Raw genomic sequence first — 16,951 nt, 5'->3', positions numbered from 1 at the left:
AAGGAGCATTTATAATACCCCAACGAACTATGTAATCAAGTATCCTGTTTTTGATAGTACTTGCTCATCTCGCTTTTATACCCATTTTCCTTTGAAAAATATGCTCTTTGCTTTCGCTGCACTTCTATTTTTTGGGACTATTTTTTATTTTTTTGTGTACGATAACTTTGAATGGAAAGTTACCCAATATCGTACAAACCCTGGCTTACGCATTGTAAGAGATGACTGGAAAGGAAATCCGGTTAATCCAGAAGGTCGGTTTCTAAACGAAAATTTACAACCTTTACCAGGTTTCCAAAAACTGTGGAAATGGCAAACCGAGACCAATCCTCAAAAAGCGGAAAAGAAAGCCGATACTTTTAGACTAAGAGTAATCAATAACAATGATTTTTTGCACTCCCACGAAGATGGCATCATGTGGCTAGGTCATGCTAGTTTTTTTATTCGAATCAATGGTATCAATATCATCACGGATCCGGTATTTGAAAGTCCTTCTCCTCTTATGAAGCGCTATTCTGCGCTTCCTGTGGATGTAACGGAGTTAAAAAACCTTGATTATATTCTTGTTTCGCACGACCACCGCGATCACTGTGACGAAAAAAGCCTCAAAATACTGGCTTCTCAAAATCCCAACGCTACCTATCTTACGGGCTTGGGATTAGATAAAGTATTGTTTGCTTTTACAAAAAGTACCAAAATCCAAACCGCTGGCTGGTACCAAGCTTATCAGACAGATACTTCTAAAATAGAGATTATTTATCTGCCTGCTCAGCATTGGGCAAGGCGCTATTTCAACGATACCAACAAAAGCCTGTGGGGAGCTTACTTAATACGCGCCAATGGAAAAAGTGTATATTTTGGGGCAGACTCAGGATATAGCACTCACTATCAAGATTTTGGAAAATATTTTAAAGAAGTAGATGTGGCCTTATTGGGAGTAGGAGCTTACAAGCCAGAGTGGTTTATGGCATCAAGTCATGCTGGGCCTACGGAGGCATTGAAAGCTGCCCAAGATATGAATGCTCGGCGTTTTGTACCCATGCACTATGGTACTTTCGATTTGTCGGACGAACCTTTAGGAGATGCTTATCGTGTTTTGGAAAATCTAAAAAAAGATCCCCAATACCACGATTTGATTGTGTTGGCAGATATCGGAGAAGTCATCACAATATAAAACAAAAGGGGCTGTCTCAAAAGTAACAGGGCACAAAATATTCTTTGGTTTTAACCTCATCCCAACTCCTGCTAGGAGAAGGGCTTTAAAAATCCCCCTCTCCTTTCTGGAGAGGGGGATTTAGGGGGAGAGGTTGAATATATGCCGAAGATAATTTGGTACTACTAGACTTTTGAGACAGCCTCATTTGGAAGAAAGTCTATCTAAAATCGCTTAACTCACCGTAGTTTTAAAAGCCTTTTTGGCCGCCAAATCGTGAGCTGTGTCATAGTATGAGCGCAGGTTACTCCAATCAAATACATCCGACATATTTTCTACTTTATTGCGTTGTTGGATACGCTCGCGAAGGTTCATCCTCACAAACTTGAAGAGAATATTGGCCAATTGGTCAGCTGCTTGGTCAAAGTTTTGGGTTTTACGATTAATGACATAAATCCCACGATTTTCGTAATCACGCATGATTTGCATGATAAAATCTCCAAAACCCGATAAATCGCTCGTGACCGTAGGAATCCCCCTTACCACGCATTCAAGCGGAGTATATCCCCAAGGTTCATAATAACTTGGAAATATTCCCAAATGACATCCTCTTACAAATTGCCCATAATCCAACCCAAAAAGAGGATTGGTAGAAGCAATAAAATCGGGGTGATACACGATTTTGACGCGGTCTTGTTCATGATTTTTCAATCCCGATTGCTCACAATATTCTGTAATTGAATCAGGTGATTTCAGATCGTGCGTAACATAAGGAGGTAACCGTTTGGTTTTCCAAGTTTGAATGGTTCGACGAAGCCTCAGACGCCAATACTCGTCCACAAACTGATTCAAATCAGGCAAATGATGATCTGTAGAAGAAGCCGAGGCCAAAAAGAGCTTGTCGCCCAATTGCTTCTCAATCGCTTCACAAGTATCTTGGATTTCGCCCAATACCGCTCGCGACTGAAGCACATCAGGATTGATAGAATGGTACGGCTGACGCGTCACAATAAACATCACCACCGTCATGTCCATTTTAGCCTGTACCATTTTCCAATTGAGACGCGCCAATGCTTCCAATGTAATATCGTAGCCTTTGTTGACATACTCATAACGCCCCGAAGTAAAGAAGTAGAGGGTTTTGTCCAAATTGAAAGAATAACTTTGGAAAAAATGCCCCATGATAAACTTATGGATATTCTCCTTATACTTCATGTGCAGGTTTTGGAACTCATGTACTGCAGCAAAACGCTGGATATTGAGTCCATTGGGCAAAACTAAATCGGGATATTTACCCAAAAACACCTCACATTCGCGAGCAGTGACATCGCTGACAGTTGTACTCACGTGCGCACTCAAGTAAGCCAAACGCTCAATAGTAGCCTGAGCTTCGATATTATAATAACGCGCCTCGTGCTTCCAGTCAAAAAAAGGAAGTTTATGGTAAAAATCGCGTTCATTGGAGGCAATATACCTTCCCAACATCGTGGCATGAGTCGTAAATACAGTGGCAATTTTGACATCGTCGCGGCGCAAATCTGGCAATCCAGAGCTTGCCATCCATTCGTGAAAATGAGCCGTGATGTCAAACTTACGTGCATAATCTTCCGCAAATTTCGTCAAGAAAATTCGCACCATTTCGCCAAAAGCAATGGTCTGATTAACTAAGTCTTCGATATTGACGGTAGATATTTGGTGGTGTTCCCAAAGCTCATATTTGATGCGGTTGAGCTGCCCCATCATACTTCGAATATCAAACAACACAACGCGTGGCTTGCCAGTGATGAGCCAGTAGCCATATTCTACGGCAAAACCCTCCTGCCGCATTTTTTCCACGATTTGATAAATCCCCGACCCGTCGTCGGATGTGATAGGTTCGTATTCCGTAAGAGCCCGCTGTGGGAAATAAGGTCCCAAACAGACATAGTCGTCCTCCCATTGATCCACCATAGCCGGAACCTTGCTGCGAATCACGGTATAAATTCCACCCACTTGGTTGCAGACCTCCCAAGCAACTTCAAACAAAAGGGACTTTTTTGCTTTTTTTTCCACGGTAAAGCGAGGTTTTTTATGTACAATTTTTAATTTAAAATGTACAATTTTTTAGGTTTTAAAATGCAATAATAATGCTTATTTCATTTTTGCCAACTAAAATTAAGATTTATGATAGCGAATTTTCAAAAGCATGCAATAGAGCCTTTTCTATCAAATAATGCTATCCTTGAAATACACCCCATGTCTTATTTCTAATGACATAAAATAGGGTATTCTTAGAAAATCACGCTTCTTTAGAACGTGCCTGTTTCTACCCCAACAATACTATGAAAAATTATGATATTATCCCTCAATAATGGGATTGAATTTTGAACATTTAGTACTTGCTAGGATTTGAAGAGATAACCGACGCCTTTTAAAGTAACGATTTCGAGGGTAGTATCCTCTCTAAAATAATCGCGCAGGCGGGTAATATATACATCCAAATTACGAGAATTGAAAAATGAATCATCACCCCATACCCGCTTCAAGATATCGCGGCGATTAACGGTAGAATTGCGGTTTTCGGCCAAAATAGAGAGCAGTTCGGTTTCTCGGTGAGAAAGTTTACGAATCGCTTCAGCCCGATGTAGCTCGTATTTATGGGGAAAAAAAGTGTATGTTCCCAGCACCACCCCTTCTCTTGTAGATGTTGTCTTTTTTTGAAGCGTAAGATTGAGGATATTTTGTATTCTTACAATGAGTTCTTCCATACTAAATGGCTTTCGGATATAATCATTGCCACCATTCTGAAAACCCTTTAGCACATCTTCGGTTTGGGTTTTGGCGGTCAAAAATATAATTGGTACCGTGGGGTTTACTTGCCTAATATCCTGCGCTAATGTGTAGCCATCACGATGCGGAAGCATAATATCTAATACACAAATCGTCGGCTCAAACGCCCTAAACTGCGCCATAACTTCTCTGCCATCAGCTACCATACATACCTCAAAGCCCCGGCTTTCGAGACTTTCTTTTACTATTTTCCCCAAAAAAGGTTCATCTTCAACGTACAGAATTTTAGTCATTGTTTTTTTAAACCGATTTGCGAGGAAGTATGATAACAAATACACTGCCTTTTCCTTCTTCACTTTTTAAGTTAATACTTCCGCCGTGTTCTTTTACTACCGAAGCTACATAGCTCAATCCTAAACCATATCCTTTGACATTGTGGGTGTTGCCGGTAGGAACTCTGAAAAATTTCTCAAAGATTTTTGATTGATATTCGGCTGGAATACCTATCCCTTCATCACTCACCGAAAAGCTAATTTGGGATTCGTTCTCTGTGAGATACAACTTCAATTGGGGTTTATTTTCACTGTACTTAATGGCATTGTCGAGCAAGTTGTAGACCACATTGGTAAGATGAATTTTATCCCCCCAAAATGCAAAGTTTTCTCCAGAGGTTTGATAATCTACGGTAGCTCCACATTTTTCAAACTGTAATTTCATGGAATCCATTATCTGTCCTACTAGCTCCTTCATCTCCAACTCTCCGCGGGTGAGGGTCAACCCTTGCTGCTCAAAAGTAGCCATTTTCAAGACTTTATCCACCAGCAAAGTGAGTCTATTGAGTTCATTTTTAGAAATTTCTAAATACTCTTTTGTGAGTTGCGGGTTTTGGGCCGCGCCGAAGTTTTGCAAAGCCTCAATCGCCACACTGACCGTAGCGATGGGGGTCTTGAGTTCGTGAGTTACGTTGCTGATAAAATCGTTTTTAAGAGCCGTAAGTCGGCGCTGTTGTCGTAAATTGCGATAAATCGCCCCAAAAGCAAGGGCGGTAATCGCCAACAAGAAAACTGAAAAAAGTGCTTGTGGGACAATTTTTTTCAACAAAAAAACTTCATAATCTTTGAACACCGCCCGATAAGTACTCCCAAATGGCATAGTGCTTACTACTGCAGAAGTCAGGAGTTCGTTGGGCAAAAAGGTAGTATCTCCCGCCCACGCTTTCCCTTGGCGAACTACCCGAAAAGAGGCATCAATTTTAGATTTTTGGATTAGCCCTTTGTACTGGACTTGTATTTCGGGGATTTTGAGCGAATCTGCGTCAAATCGAATCACAAAATTATTTTCAATATGGTAACTTTTGGTTTTGGGCGTCTCTTCTTCACGCCTAGGTGATGAAGCTAAACTGTCGTTTATGAGTGACAATTGGAATTTATTTGATTTCGCAAACCGAACATTACCCCGAATACTGTCTTTGGCATCTCGCAAATAAAGCATTACTCTAGCGACTTTACCCACGAGTTTTTGGGCACTATCATGCTCGATAGCTCTCTGGACTATCACCACCTGTGGGGATGGGGCAGCAGCGGAGTCTTTCAACTGAAGCTTGGTAAAATCAATAGGATTGCCGCGATGGATTCTAATCGACTGAATATCTTTGGGATTTATGTTTGCAATACTCGTTTTGTGAAAATCAATAAAACTATCCCGTAGCTGTCGTTGAAGCAGCTGTCCAAGATGCCCCATTACTATACTGTCACTAGATGAAGGCTTTAAATCTACTTTTTTATTCTTTTTCTCTGTAGGCTTTACCGTAGAGCTAAAATTGACCGATACTTTAGTAGATATACCCACTGCTCCTGAGTCTCTATTTAATTTCGAAGGCTTTTTAGTAGACAACTTTATTTTTTTCTGAATCAAAGAGTCTTCTAAGGCTTGAATGGTATTCTTAAATAAAATATCTGCTTCCTTTTGAAGGATTGTTTTTTGTTCCGTGTATTCTTTATAAAGCCAAAATGCTTGAAAAGCCGCTAGTAAAATCATACTAGCGACCATCAAGGTAAGAGATATAGTAGTGGGTTTGTATAACTTCATTTTAGTTTCGGATGATTCTAATCCCTCCTTGTCCGCCCATTTCTTTCATAAACTCATCCCTTTTTTTAGTAAACTCCGCCTCCGTTATTTTTTTGCCTCCGGTGGGGGTTTTCAAGTCGGCATTACCTAATTTTTTAAAATCGATTTTGGTCATGTTATAAATCATGTCGCCGTCATTAACATCCACTTCCAAAATCAAGCCTGGTAAGCCTCCAAAACCTGCGGGGCCACTTGGTACCGGAATCGCCTCCGTAAACCACGCCACTATTGGCTGATTAGTAACTTTGTTGGTCATGGTAGCTTTGAGACAATCATAACCCTGAATTTTTTTGGTATCTCCAGTGAGTTTCCAAGGCATCCGACGCAGCGTGTCTTCTATCAAAAACTTCTGCCCTGCTAGTTCTCGTAACTCTATAGAACGCTGTGTATCGTAATTACGATAAGTCTCATTTTGAGGGACTCTTATTACCATTCTTACAGTAGCTCCATTTCCGTCTGAGGATTCTTGTTCTTCGTTGGGCTGCTGGTCGGCGGCTTTAAACAATGATTCCGATGCCCGTATATTAAGTTGCATTTTGTTGGTACGAAATTCGGGAATCATGGCTTTCATGGACTCATCTTGCATACGTTTGTGCATATTGATTTTTTGGTCATACCACACCACCCCTTCATTTTGTTGGCTGTAGCCGTATATTACCGGACTCATTCCGACTAGCAAAGTTAAGATTTTCTTTTTCATTGATTTATTGATAGTTATTGGTTTTGTTGTCATGTTTTATCCTCTTTGAATCACTCTCATTCCGCCAGAAGGCATTCCTCCCAGAAAACTGTTGAGGCTGTAGGTAAAGCTTACTAAGAAGTAGCGGCCAAGTGACCGAATACGCTCATCTTGAACAAAATTGACCTGCGCCATACGACTGATTCCGACATTGCGATTGAGCATATCGACGACCGAAAACTTGAGTTCGCCACGTTTGTTTTTCAAGAAAAACTTAGATACCGAAGCATTCCAAATAGGTACTTTTTGATTAAAAGAAGAACCCGCAAAATTGTAAATGCTGTAATCCATAACCGAACTGACATTCCAGGTTTTGGTCAATTTAAGATTGGCTTCTATGTCATAGCTTTGATTGACAAACGACTGATTGAGCGCAGGGTTGAGCGAGTAGGAGGTTTGATTGAAAGTCATCGAGCCACTGGCAGATATATCAAAGGCTTCTTTGTAGCGGTATTCGAGACGTAAAGTATTGCGGCTTTCGAGTCGTCGGGTTTGATTGTCGGTATCGTTGACTGGCGTAATCCCCCGATTCAACAATAGATTTGTACTAAAATTGACTCGTGTACCGATGGCTTTGATCCGAAACCCTTTTGAAATATTGGTAATGAGATTATAATCGTCTTTGACATTGATAGGCCGATAGGTACGTACTAGATTGGCATCTACTTGCTGGGCAGTAGCGATTTTGTTGGTAGTGTAGGTAAGGTTGACAAAAGCAAAAAAGTTACTAAAATTGAGTTGATTAAAACGGAAAAAGTTGAGATTGAGGCGATGATTGTATTCGGGGCGTAAACTAGGATTTCCGGTATAAATATTAAGCGGGTCGCTATTGTCTACGATAGGCGATAGCTGCTGAATACTTGGCTCACGTACATCCGTATCATAAGTCAGGTTAATATTTTGGTTGGTCGCAAAATTGTACTGAAATCTCAGGTTGGGCAGTAGGTTGGTGAAAGTACGGCTGATATGCGTATTTTGCAAAATCAAGTCTCCTTCCAATGCCGACCGCTGCAAGCTTACTCCCGTCGAAAAATTGTATTTGGCCTGATTGAGGCGAAAGTTCATGCCACCTCGCTGGTAGATAAAATCATTACGAAACTGATTGCTGAGTTGGGCATTCATGCGGGGTGCGCGCCCTTCGCCATTTACATCATATACGAGGCGATTGACGTCGTTTTGGGTAAAATTAACCGCATAGTTTATCTCCAAATAGCGACGCTTTCCCAAAGGTTCGGTATAAGAAGCCGTCAGCCCGTAGGTTTGGCGGTCGTTGGTTTGGGTGTTAGTCTGTCGTAAAGTATCTACTTTATTTTTCTCACCGCTTGAATTATAAAAACTGTTCAATGCATTCAAAGTGCCGTTTCGGTCGCTTTGTTCGAGACCTAATAAAAAATTGGTAGATAGCGTACGCCCTTTTTTCGCAAACTTGTGCCGCCACAATAGTTCTGAGTTTATGCGCCAATTGTTGCCTTGTGCAGTCGATTGCCGCGTACCTTCATTTTCGAGCCTATCGTTGGCATTGGTAGCTCGACTACTACTTCCTGTATAAGAAGCGTTTTTGGAATAACTAAGCTGATTAGTCCACTTCAATGAATTGAGCGAATCTATCTTATGATCTAGGGTAAAATTGGCTCGATGCGTAGCGTTATGGGTATTTTGGGCGGTATTTTGTTTTGTTTTAAAATTTCCTGATGGCAAAAAAGTCTCTCGATTGGTCTCACGCTCAATGCGTTGATCTAGCTGATTATAAAAATAATTACTTTGTAATTCGGTCTTTTTATTAAACTGATTGTTGTAATTAAGCCCTGCGCCACCAGAAGTCACGAAGCCGTTGTTTCGTCCTCCAAAATTGAGCGGAATAGCCGCATCTTCTTCCGAATTAAACTGAAGCCTCATAACGCCCCCCGTCATCATTCTTTGAGCTCCGCCCGTAAAATTCATGTAATCGTTGATCGAAAACCCTTGCTGATTGATGTTATTGGCCATTCCCAACACCGACATTTGGCGGGTTTTGCTAAATCGGTTGAAATTGGCTTTGAGCGAATAGCGACTATCAGGCCCTGCCCCGGCGGTGGCATTACCAAAAATGCCCTTCTTTTTCTCTTCTTTCAGAGAAAGATTGATTGTTTTTTCGCGTTGGCCGTCGTCAATACCCATAAATTGCGCTTGATCTGACTTACGGTCAAATACCTGAACTTTATCTACGGCATCGGCGGGGAGATTTTTGGTAGCCATTTTAGGGTCTCGACCAAAAAACTCTTTGCCATCCACGGTCACCCGCTGCACTTGCTGACCTTGGGCGCGTACTGTTCCGTCGCGATCTACTTCTACGCCAGGCAATCTTTTCAATAAGTCTTCGACGGCGGCATTGGGCTGCACCTTAAAAGAACTTGCATTGTATTCAATCGTATCTTGTTTAATCGTCACGGGGTCGCGTTCTCCTTTTATCACTACTTCTTTAAGGTCTTTGGGTATGGGCAGCATCGAGAGCTTTCCCAAGTCCAACAAAGCTCCCGAAGGAGGTGCGATAGACTGAAGAATAGGCTGCAATCCCATGTAAGTCACTTTCAAAAAATAAGAAGCTTGAAGTACATTTTTAAACTCAAATGTGCCGGCAGATTGTGACCTCGAAAACGACACAAGCGAGGTATCTTTCCCGTCAAGCAGCATCACAGTAGCCCCTTCTAAGGGACGCTGCGTTGTGTCTACTAATACTCCTTTGATAGAGAATTTTTGAGCATATGCTCCCGCCGAAACAAACAACAGAATAAATAACATCCAAGGGACAAATGTGAAGGTGAGTTTTTTTCCCACTCTCCAGTTCAAGGCTTTTACTTGTTGTTTGCTCGGCATTAGAAGCTGCAAAATCATGGCTGTATGAAGTTTTGTATGATGTCACAAAACTAATTCAGGGCTTTGGAGAAGTAGGTTAAAGGTCATTGAAACAATGTTAATTAAGGTTAATGCCAAAAGTCCCTATCTTTGTGGCTACTCATCTTAGCTTCTAAAAACCATGCATTGTTATTTCAACGGCTCTATCATGCCTGTAGAACAGGCTTCTGTCAAAATAAACGACCTTGCCTTGCTTCGCGGTTATGGCTTGTTTGATTATTTCCGAACCTACAATGGTGTTCCTTTCCAATGGGATTGGTATTGGGCACGCTTCCAGCGCTCCGCAGAAGTGCTTCGGTTGCCACTTCCACTGAATCAGAATCAAACAGCCGATATTTTGAAGGAGTTGTACACACTCGCGGGTCAACCTGACATTGCGTATCGATTTGTACTGACAGGAGGCTACTCTCCCGATAGCGTGAGCGTGATTGAGCCTAATTTGCTTATTATTGCCGAAAATCTGCCTAAAGACAACCCCGAAGGACGTGTAAGAGGTATCAAAGTGCTTCCGTTTGAATTTGTGAGAGATTTGCCTGAGCTCAAAAGCACCAATTATCTGCACATGATACGCCTTGCCTCAGAGATGAAATCGCAAGGTGCGGCAGATTTGCTGTACCACAAAAATGGAGAAGTTAGCGAGCTTACGCGAAGCAATTTTTTTATTTTTAAAGGAGATACCCTCATTACACCCGACCAAAATATCTTGCATGGTATCACAAGACGAGTGGTGCTGGAATTGGCCGCAAAAACATTTAAAGTAGAAGTCCGTCCTCTCTTGGTCGAAGAGCTCGCCGAAGCCGATGAAGCTTTTACTACGAGTACCACTAAATGGGTAATGCCCGTAGTACAGATTGGAAGGCAAATCGTAGGCGATGGCAAACCCGGTTCAAGAACTTTAGCCTTGCTCGCGGAGTTTGAAAAATTAGTCACTGAATACGAAGCCGTCAAAGCTTAAATCTTACAACCATTTTTTCATTTGATTTTTAATCCCACAACCTATGTCAATCTCTAGCCCTTCCGAACTTATCGGTATGCAAAGAATCAGCGAAGCGGTAGGAATTACGCTCAAAAAAATGCGTGAATATGCCCAGCCCGGTATGACAGCTCAAGAGCTAGATGAATACGGCGGTAGTATTTTGCAAGAATTGGGGGCCAAATCTGCCCCAAGACTTACGTATGGGTTTCCGGGATGGACTTGTATCTGTCTCAACAATGAAGTAGCGCATGGTATCCCTTCCCCCAAAAAGATATTGAAAGAAGGTGACCTCGTCAATATTGACGTATCAGCCGAATTAGACGGATTTTGGGCCGACAATGGAGGCTCTTTTGTGTTAGGAAAAGATATTCATCAGCATCTCCCTCTCGTAGATGCGTCAAAGCAAATCTTACGCAAGGCCATCAACAATATCAAAGGTGGAGTCAAAATCGCGGACATTGGAAAACTCATCGAAACAGAAGCAAAAAAATCAGGACTTCGAGTCATCAAAAATTTGGTGGGACATGGCGTAGGACGCAGCTTACACGAAGCCCCGCGCGAAATTCCCTGCTACCATGACCGCCTCAACCTTGACCGTTTTAAGAAAAACTCTACGGTGGCTATTGAGACTTTTATTTCTACCAAAGCATCTTTTGCTCATCAATCCAACGATGGCTGGACCTTTGTCACTACGGATGGCAGTTTTGTGGCTCAGCACGAGCATACCATCATGGTCACCGATAGCAAACCCATTATTTTGACAGCAAGCAACGAGATTTGGAATTAAATATGAAACCTGCACATTATTGGGTACAAAAGTATCAGATGCAACCTCATCCCGAAGGAGGATATTTTGTAGAAATGTATCGGTCGGCGGAGAGCATTTCGCAGGCTGCGCTTCCTGCTCGTTTTGGGGGAAATCGTAGTTTTAGTACAGGCATTTATTTTTTATTAGAAAATCATCATTTTTCGGCTTTTCACCGCATTCAAGCCGATGAAATGTGGCATTTTTATGCAGGGCAACCTCTTTCTGTATATGTAATCCACCCTGATGGAGTTTTAGAAACAATCAAATTAGGTGCTAACCCGGAGCAAGGGGAGGTATTTCAGGCAGTAGTACCTGCCGGAACTTGGTTTGGTTCAAAACCCAGCCTCGATAGCGAATATTCTTTAGTGGGATGCACAGTAGCGCCAGGTTTTGACTTTGAGGATTTTGAAATGGCTACTCGACAGGAGTTATTAACAACTTATCCACAACACGCCGAAATCATCAGACTATTAACGCATGAGACGAACTAAACCTGAGTAAAGAGCGCAACAACTAACACATAAGACGCGCCAAATAGAAACAGAAGCTCAAAATTAATAGTCAATTTATGTTTGACTTCTCCGAAGTCTTGGGTGTGAAGGTTCAAAGCCTCATGCTACAAAGCTTAAGCTTCTCCGAAGCTATTCTCCCCACAATAAAATTATTACAGTTTGCCTCGAAGAGAATAGGTTTGTAGCTCACAAGTTGCCAAACAATAAATGAGTTCAGAAGATGTCAAACATAAACTTGATTAAAGAGACTCCAATACCTACCAGAATAAACATAAAAAAACCTTCTGTTTAGATTTGAGAGTTGATACGTACTCAAATACAAACAGAAGGTTTTTAGGAACCATCCCAACTCGGGATAACTCACGACTGAAGATTAATCATCTATTTTTTTCAGTACCTGAATAAGCGTCTCGACTTGTTCTAAAGACACCGCAGGGAAGTTGGCAATGCGGATTTGGGTATCTTTATAAGGCCCATAACCACTTCCTACTATCATGTTTGATTTTTTGATTTCGGCAATTACCTCTCCTGAAGGCAGTTTGGTATTGGCTACGATAACGGTGCGCGAGCGGTGTCTTTCTTCTACTACCGAAGGCGTAAAGTTTTGACTTGTTTCTACAAATTTATTGAGCAATTTGTACTTTTCTTCCGTCTGCTTGCGTACTGTATCCGCTCCTATTGTATTCAAATCTTCGGCTACTTTTCCAAGCAAATAGATGCCTATTACATTGGGAGTAGCAGGGGTTTCAAAGTTTTTGAAATTTTTCCACAACATAGGTAGCGTATTGTGCCCCCCAATGGTCAAATCTTCGTGCTTTTGGAGTTTTTCGGCCTTGGCGAGGCAGCGCTCGTTTACAATCCAAACCCCCAAACCAGCGGGAAGACCAAAGGCTTTTTGTACGGAGAAAAAGGCCGTATCTACTACACTAAAGTCCAAATCAGGATAAGGCGCCGACGAGACCATATCGACCGCGATGATTTTTTTGGAGTTGCTACGCTTTAATTTGTGAATGTCAGGCTCCCGCATCTGTACGCCTGAGCTGGTTTCATTGTGGGTTACACAAATCACCTCGGCGTATTCGGGTACTTCTACTTCGGCATAGTCAAATCCTTCTCCAAAAAGCTTTTCTTGTTTATGAGCGTACTTTTTTAAGGAAACAGCATATTCAAAAAACTTCTTCGAAAAAGACCCATTTACCAAGTGAAAGCTCTCGTACTCTACGCAATTTAAGACCACTCGCTCCCAGATTTCGGACGCTGAACCTGTAAACAAAATAGCGTGCGATTCGGGGATATTCATCAAAGTACGCAACTGCTCTACCGCAAACTTGTAAATGTCTCTAGACTTCTGACTGCGGTGCGAAATAGACCCGAGTTGCTGTGCCACGGCATCCTGCAAATGTTTCTCAAAAGTAGGATACATCTCAGCCGGTCCGGCCGTAAAATAGACTTGTTTCATCTGATTTGTTGCCCCTAACCTACAAGGCCATTTGGTTTGAGGGGGCAAAATTAAGCTAAAAAGCTAGTTTTTAGCTAGTAAGCTTTTGTTAAATCTTGGACACCGATAACTAAAAACCTTGAAAATCAAAGGCTTATCGTATCATTATTGAGGCACGATTTTATTGAAAAATCCTTTTCTTAACTACTTTTTGTGCTTATTTTGACAACTACAGCCTTTTTAGTGAGGTTTTCAAAAAACTTGCACAAATGCGTCAAATCGCATTTATCGCATTGTGGGCTACGCGCCAAGCACACATATCTGCCATGCAAAATAAGCCAATGATGCGCCAATGGAATCACTGAATCAGGAATATACTTTACCAATTCTTTTTCGACGGCCAAGGGGGTTGTGGCGGTTTTAGAGACCAAACCCAATCGGTGAGATACCCGAAACACGTGCGTATCTACCGCCATAGCAGGTTGATTGTAGATGACCGATGCAATCACATTGGCTGTTTTGCGACCTACTCCTGGCATTTGTTGAAGTTCTTCTATGGTACTAGGCACTTCCCCTCCAAACTGCGCTAGGAGCATTCTTGCCATACCCACCAAGTGTTTGGCTTTGTTGTTGGGGTATGAAATAGAACGTATGTATTGAAAAACTTCCTCTGCATTGCTATCGGCCAGGGCCTGCGGGTCGGGATAGCGCTCAAACAGAGCAGGAGTCACCATATTGACGCGCTTATCGGTACACTGTGCCGACAAAATTACCGCCACCAACAATTCATAAGGATTGGTATAATGAAGTTCGGTTTCAGCTTCGGGAAATTTTTGGGAGAAATGTTCAATCAGGAGACGATAACGTTCTTTTTTCTGCATGGAAGTCAATACTTTTTAGGTATCAAAGATACTTTCTTTCAAGCAAAAGCAAGTGGCGGAGCAAAACGAATTTATTTACTTCGCCTTCTTTAGGTCGCCACCTATCGCAAAACCTCTCGTTTATATTTTTATCCAATAAACTGTTTTGGATAAAAGCCCTTTGTAAGCTACTATTTTCAGTTTATTGCCTTCCACATATACTTCGCAGCGAGCCGTTATATCTTTCTGTGGATTGTAGACAGTACCTCTCCAAGCTCCTTCCAAAAATTTCACATCCTTCAAGACTATTCTTTTTTGGGGGTCCACTCCTATAAAGCCCGTAGCTGTTTTGGTCACTACAATAGTCACCCCTTCTTCTTCGGTTTTATAGGTTCCGGCTAGATTATCGTGCGGAGGATATATCATCATCCCGCTTTTTAAACATAGCCAGAGTCCTAAGATTACCATTACTTTCATGTTTTGATTTGTTTAGATTTTAGGATAACTATGCCATTCATAAAAAAGTCCATCAGGGTCGCGTTTTGCTCTGATTTCTTGTACTTTTTTCAAGTGGTTTTCTGATAAAAAAAGCGCTGTACGTTTGTGAAGTCCTTCATCAGCAAGCTGAATTCCGGTAGATAAGTGTGCCATACGGCGCATCATATTGGCCGCCCAATCGCCATAAAGAGGCGAATCTTCGGCATTGATCCAATTGGCATAAAGTGCCAAATACACCTTATCTTCATTGGAATAAGCCATGTCAGTAGCCAAGCTACCAGGGTGCCAATTGAGCCACAAAAAATGAGATGGCGCAGGAGGTAGCGAATCAGCGATTTGTCTGATAAATGGCAGTAGGTCTTCGATAGAGGCATGAGTCCACATATTGTCTACGCCCCAATGTCTATCCTCAGGATAATGAGTCATAGCCGTCTTGTACAACGCATCTATGCCCGGATCAAAGGCGGGGGTAGCGATAATAGCCTTGTGTTTGATAGGGCTATTTTTCATGAAAGCCATCGCTTCTTCAAACTCATCTTTGGTATCGGCAAAAATAGGCGCCAACGCTTCAATGCCTGGGCCTAAGATATGGAGCATATTGCGACTCATAATCATCTGAAACTCTACTGCTTTTGGAATGCTAGGGCCTACATCATAGGCCCAACGATACACATCTTCTAGGTGTTTGAGGTGAAAATCGTGGGCAATAATGGCTCGATAACGAGGTAAGGGATACAATTTGAGATGGAAACAAATCACCACCCCAAAAAAACCGGGTCCCGCCCCGCGTGCTGCCCAAAACAAATCAGAGTGCTGAGTAGCATTGGCGTGTACCAATTCACCTTCGGCCGTAATGACATCAATGCCAATCACACTTTGACACGCAATCCCCAATTTTCGTCCATTCCAACCGTAGCCTCCCTGCAATAAATATCCTCCTATGCAAACTCCCTTGCAATGACCCGCCGGAAAAAACAAGTTGTGTTTGTACAACTCTAGCATCAACACACTCCCTCCTACTCCTGGCCCTGCTTTGGCCGTCATAGCATCAGGGTTGATTTCATAGTGATTGAAGTTTTTCATCAAAATTAAAATGCTATTGTCGCGCAAGTGGTTGGCGCTAAAACTATGTCCTCCCGAACATACCGTGATTTTTTTACCAATAGCTTTGGCATATTTAAGGGTCGCGATAATATCTTCGATGGTCTTAGGTTCCACTACCGCATCAGGACGCCGTTTGGGGGCTGTTTTGTTAAACAATGTTCCTAATACTAGCCTATCAAAGGTCGGGTCTGTTGACCGAGTAAACGTTCCTGATAGCTGTAAACTAGGACTTTCAACACCAAATTCCTTATAAAGTTGGGGAAGGAAAGCCGCGAGATGATTCATTTCTTCCGAACAATGTCTCAATAAATCAGGCGCAAAATTTTTGGGTAAACTACGTAACTTGCGAATAAACTCAGTTGCCAAATCCGCCAAAAAACCTTGCCGACGAATGCTCACATAGGCTCCTCCTACCCAAAAACGTGACCGCATCTCACAGCCTCCTTCTACCGCGCGCACTTGATGTACCAGATATCCATAATCAACCGGCAAAGAAGCATGACCCAGCCTAGCACAGATATAAACCGCCTTCTCAGGATGATTGATGGCATCAAATGAAAAGCCAAAATCAATCGGAGATTTGAATTGAATAGCCGCCTCAAGCAGCTCTTCGCCGATGTATTCTTTAATAATCGAATTGCGTCCTATATACGCTATATTGGGTTGATTGTCTTCCCAATGCGCACTCACATGGGCTTGGGGGTGCCATAGTTTGTATCGATTATCTTGCGAACCATGCCACCCAAACCACCAATCCCACATAGCAGGGCTTACACCCGGCATAGAGGTATGCACCGCTACGTGAATACTACCGTCGGGATATTGGGTATAGGCATTCTCAAATTCGGTATAACCTTCCTCTTCAAGATAGCAAGCCTCCGAAAATGTAGGTAAACTATGAGGTGCAACAGGAGAAATAGAGAGCGCATTTTGTACGGATGCAGCGAGAGTTTGAATCTCTTCATGGAAGTATTTGGCATGTACTTCGGTATAGTCAGGCGCCTGATAGCCAATATATTCTTTTCCCATTTCTTAAATTTTTTAGGTATTATTTCCAAAATCTTGCCACAAAACT

At 42.2% G+C, this 16,951-nt stretch carries 13 protein-coding genes; 4 read left to right on the top strand and 9 right to left on the bottom strand.

The window, feature by feature from the left end; all coding sequences use genetic code 11:
* Window positions 1-100 precede the first annotated feature (100 nt).
* A complete protein-coding gene (locus G563_RS0101675) occupies window positions 101-1,174 on the top strand; it encodes an MBL fold metallo-hydrolase (protein ID WP_084650727.1) in 1,074 nt (357 codons plus the stop codon).
* Between the two features lie 213 nt (window positions 1,175-1,387).
* On the opposite strand, the gene G563_RS0101670 is transcribed toward G563_RS0101675, so the two are convergent.
* The 5 genes from G563_RS0101670 to G563_RS0101650 all read right to left on the bottom strand — a co-directional run bounded on the left by G563_RS0101670 (window position 1,388) and on the right by G563_RS0101650 (window position 9,659).
* Window positions 1,388-3,205, bottom strand: a complete 1,818-nt coding sequence (locus G563_RS0101670; RefSeq protein ID WP_028663762.1) for a glycosyltransferase family protein — start codon at window positions 3,203-3,205, stop codon at window positions 1,388-1,390.
* A gap of 329 nt (window positions 3,206-3,534) precedes the next feature.
* Entirely contained in the window at window positions 3,535-4,215 is a 681-nt protein-coding gene (locus tag G563_RS0101665) for a response regulator transcription factor (RefSeq protein ID WP_028663761.1), read from the bottom strand.
* A 7-nt stretch (window positions 4,216-4,222) separates the two neighbouring features.
* Window positions 4,223-6,010 (bottom strand): sensor histidine kinase, encoded by a 1,788-nt coding sequence (locus G563_RS36685; RefSeq protein WP_051210695.1) that lies wholly within the window; start codon window positions 6,008-6,010, stop codon window positions 4,223-4,225.
* Between the two features lies 1 nt (window position 6,011).
* Window positions 6,012-6,749 (bottom strand): GLPGLI family protein, encoded by a 738-nt coding sequence (locus tag G563_RS0101655; RefSeq protein ID WP_169579706.1) that lies wholly within the window; start codon window positions 6,747-6,749, stop codon window positions 6,012-6,014.
* A gap of 36 nt (window positions 6,750-6,785) precedes the next feature.
* Window positions 6,786-9,659: an outer membrane beta-barrel family protein gene (locus G563_RS0101650; protein WP_051210693.1), complete on the bottom strand. Its 2,874-nt coding sequence runs from the start codon at window positions 9,657-9,659 to the stop codon at window positions 6,786-6,788.
* A 142-nt stretch (window positions 9,660-9,801) separates the two neighbouring features.
* Between G563_RS0101650 and G563_RS0101645 the strand changes: the two genes are divergently transcribed.
* Genes G563_RS0101645 through G563_RS0101635 form a run of 3 tightly spaced genes read left to right on the top strand, consistent with a single transcriptional unit; the run spans window position 9,802 to window position 11,955 of the window.
* Window positions 9,802-10,635, top strand: a complete 834-nt coding sequence (locus G563_RS0101645) for an aminotransferase class IV (protein ID WP_028663758.1) — start codon at window positions 9,802-9,804, stop codon at window positions 10,633-10,635.
* A 43-nt stretch (window positions 10,636-10,678) separates the two neighbouring features.
* On the top strand, window positions 10,679-11,443 hold the full coding sequence (gene map, locus G563_RS0101640) for a type I methionyl aminopeptidase (protein ID WP_028663757.1): 765 nt from the start codon (window positions 10,679-10,681) through the stop codon (window positions 11,441-11,443).
* A 2-nt stretch (window positions 11,444-11,445) separates the two neighbouring features.
* Entirely contained in the window at window positions 11,446-11,955 is a 510-nt protein-coding gene (locus tag G563_RS0101635; RefSeq protein WP_028663756.1) for a cupin domain-containing protein, read from the top strand.
* A gap of 394 nt (window positions 11,956-12,349) precedes the next feature.
* On the opposite strand, the gene G563_RS0101630 is transcribed toward G563_RS0101635, so the two are convergent.
* From G563_RS0101630 to G563_RS37850, 4 genes are all read right to left on the bottom strand, one after another.
* The gene (locus tag G563_RS0101630; protein ID WP_028663755.1) at window positions 12,350-13,435 is read right to left on the bottom strand and encodes an aminotransferase class V-fold PLP-dependent enzyme; all 1,086 of its coding nucleotides are present in this window, start codon (window positions 13,433-13,435) and stop codon (window positions 12,350-12,352) included.
* Between the two features lie 179 nt (window positions 13,436-13,614).
* Window positions 13,615-14,295 carry an endonuclease III gene (gene nth / locus G563_RS0101625; RefSeq protein WP_028663754.1) on the bottom strand — a complete coding sequence of 227 codons (681 nt, stop codon included), beginning with the start codon at window positions 14,293-14,295 and terminating at the stop codon, window positions 13,615-13,617.
* 120 nt (window positions 14,296-14,415) lie between these two features.
* Complete coding sequence (locus tag G563_RS0101620; protein ID WP_028663753.1) at window positions 14,416-14,751, bottom strand: DUF2147 domain-containing protein; 336 nt, start codon at window positions 14,749-14,751, stop codon at window positions 14,416-14,418.
* A gap of 12 nt (window positions 14,752-14,763) precedes the next feature.
* The gene (locus G563_RS37850) at window positions 14,764-16,905 is read right to left on the bottom strand and encodes a DAPG hydrolase family protein (protein ID WP_051210692.1); all 2,142 of its coding nucleotides are present in this window, start codon (window positions 16,903-16,905) and stop codon (window positions 14,764-14,766) included.
* Window positions 16,906-16,951: the final 46 nt, after the last annotated feature.

Origin of the sequence: Runella zeae DSM 19591, from assembly GCF_000423565.1 — a bacterium.
Lineage (GTDB): Bacteria > Bacteroidota > Bacteroidia > Cytophagales > Spirosomataceae > Runella > Runella zeae.
Note: the sequence above shows the minus strand (reverse complement) of the source record. Positions and strands in the feature narration are given on the sequence as shown.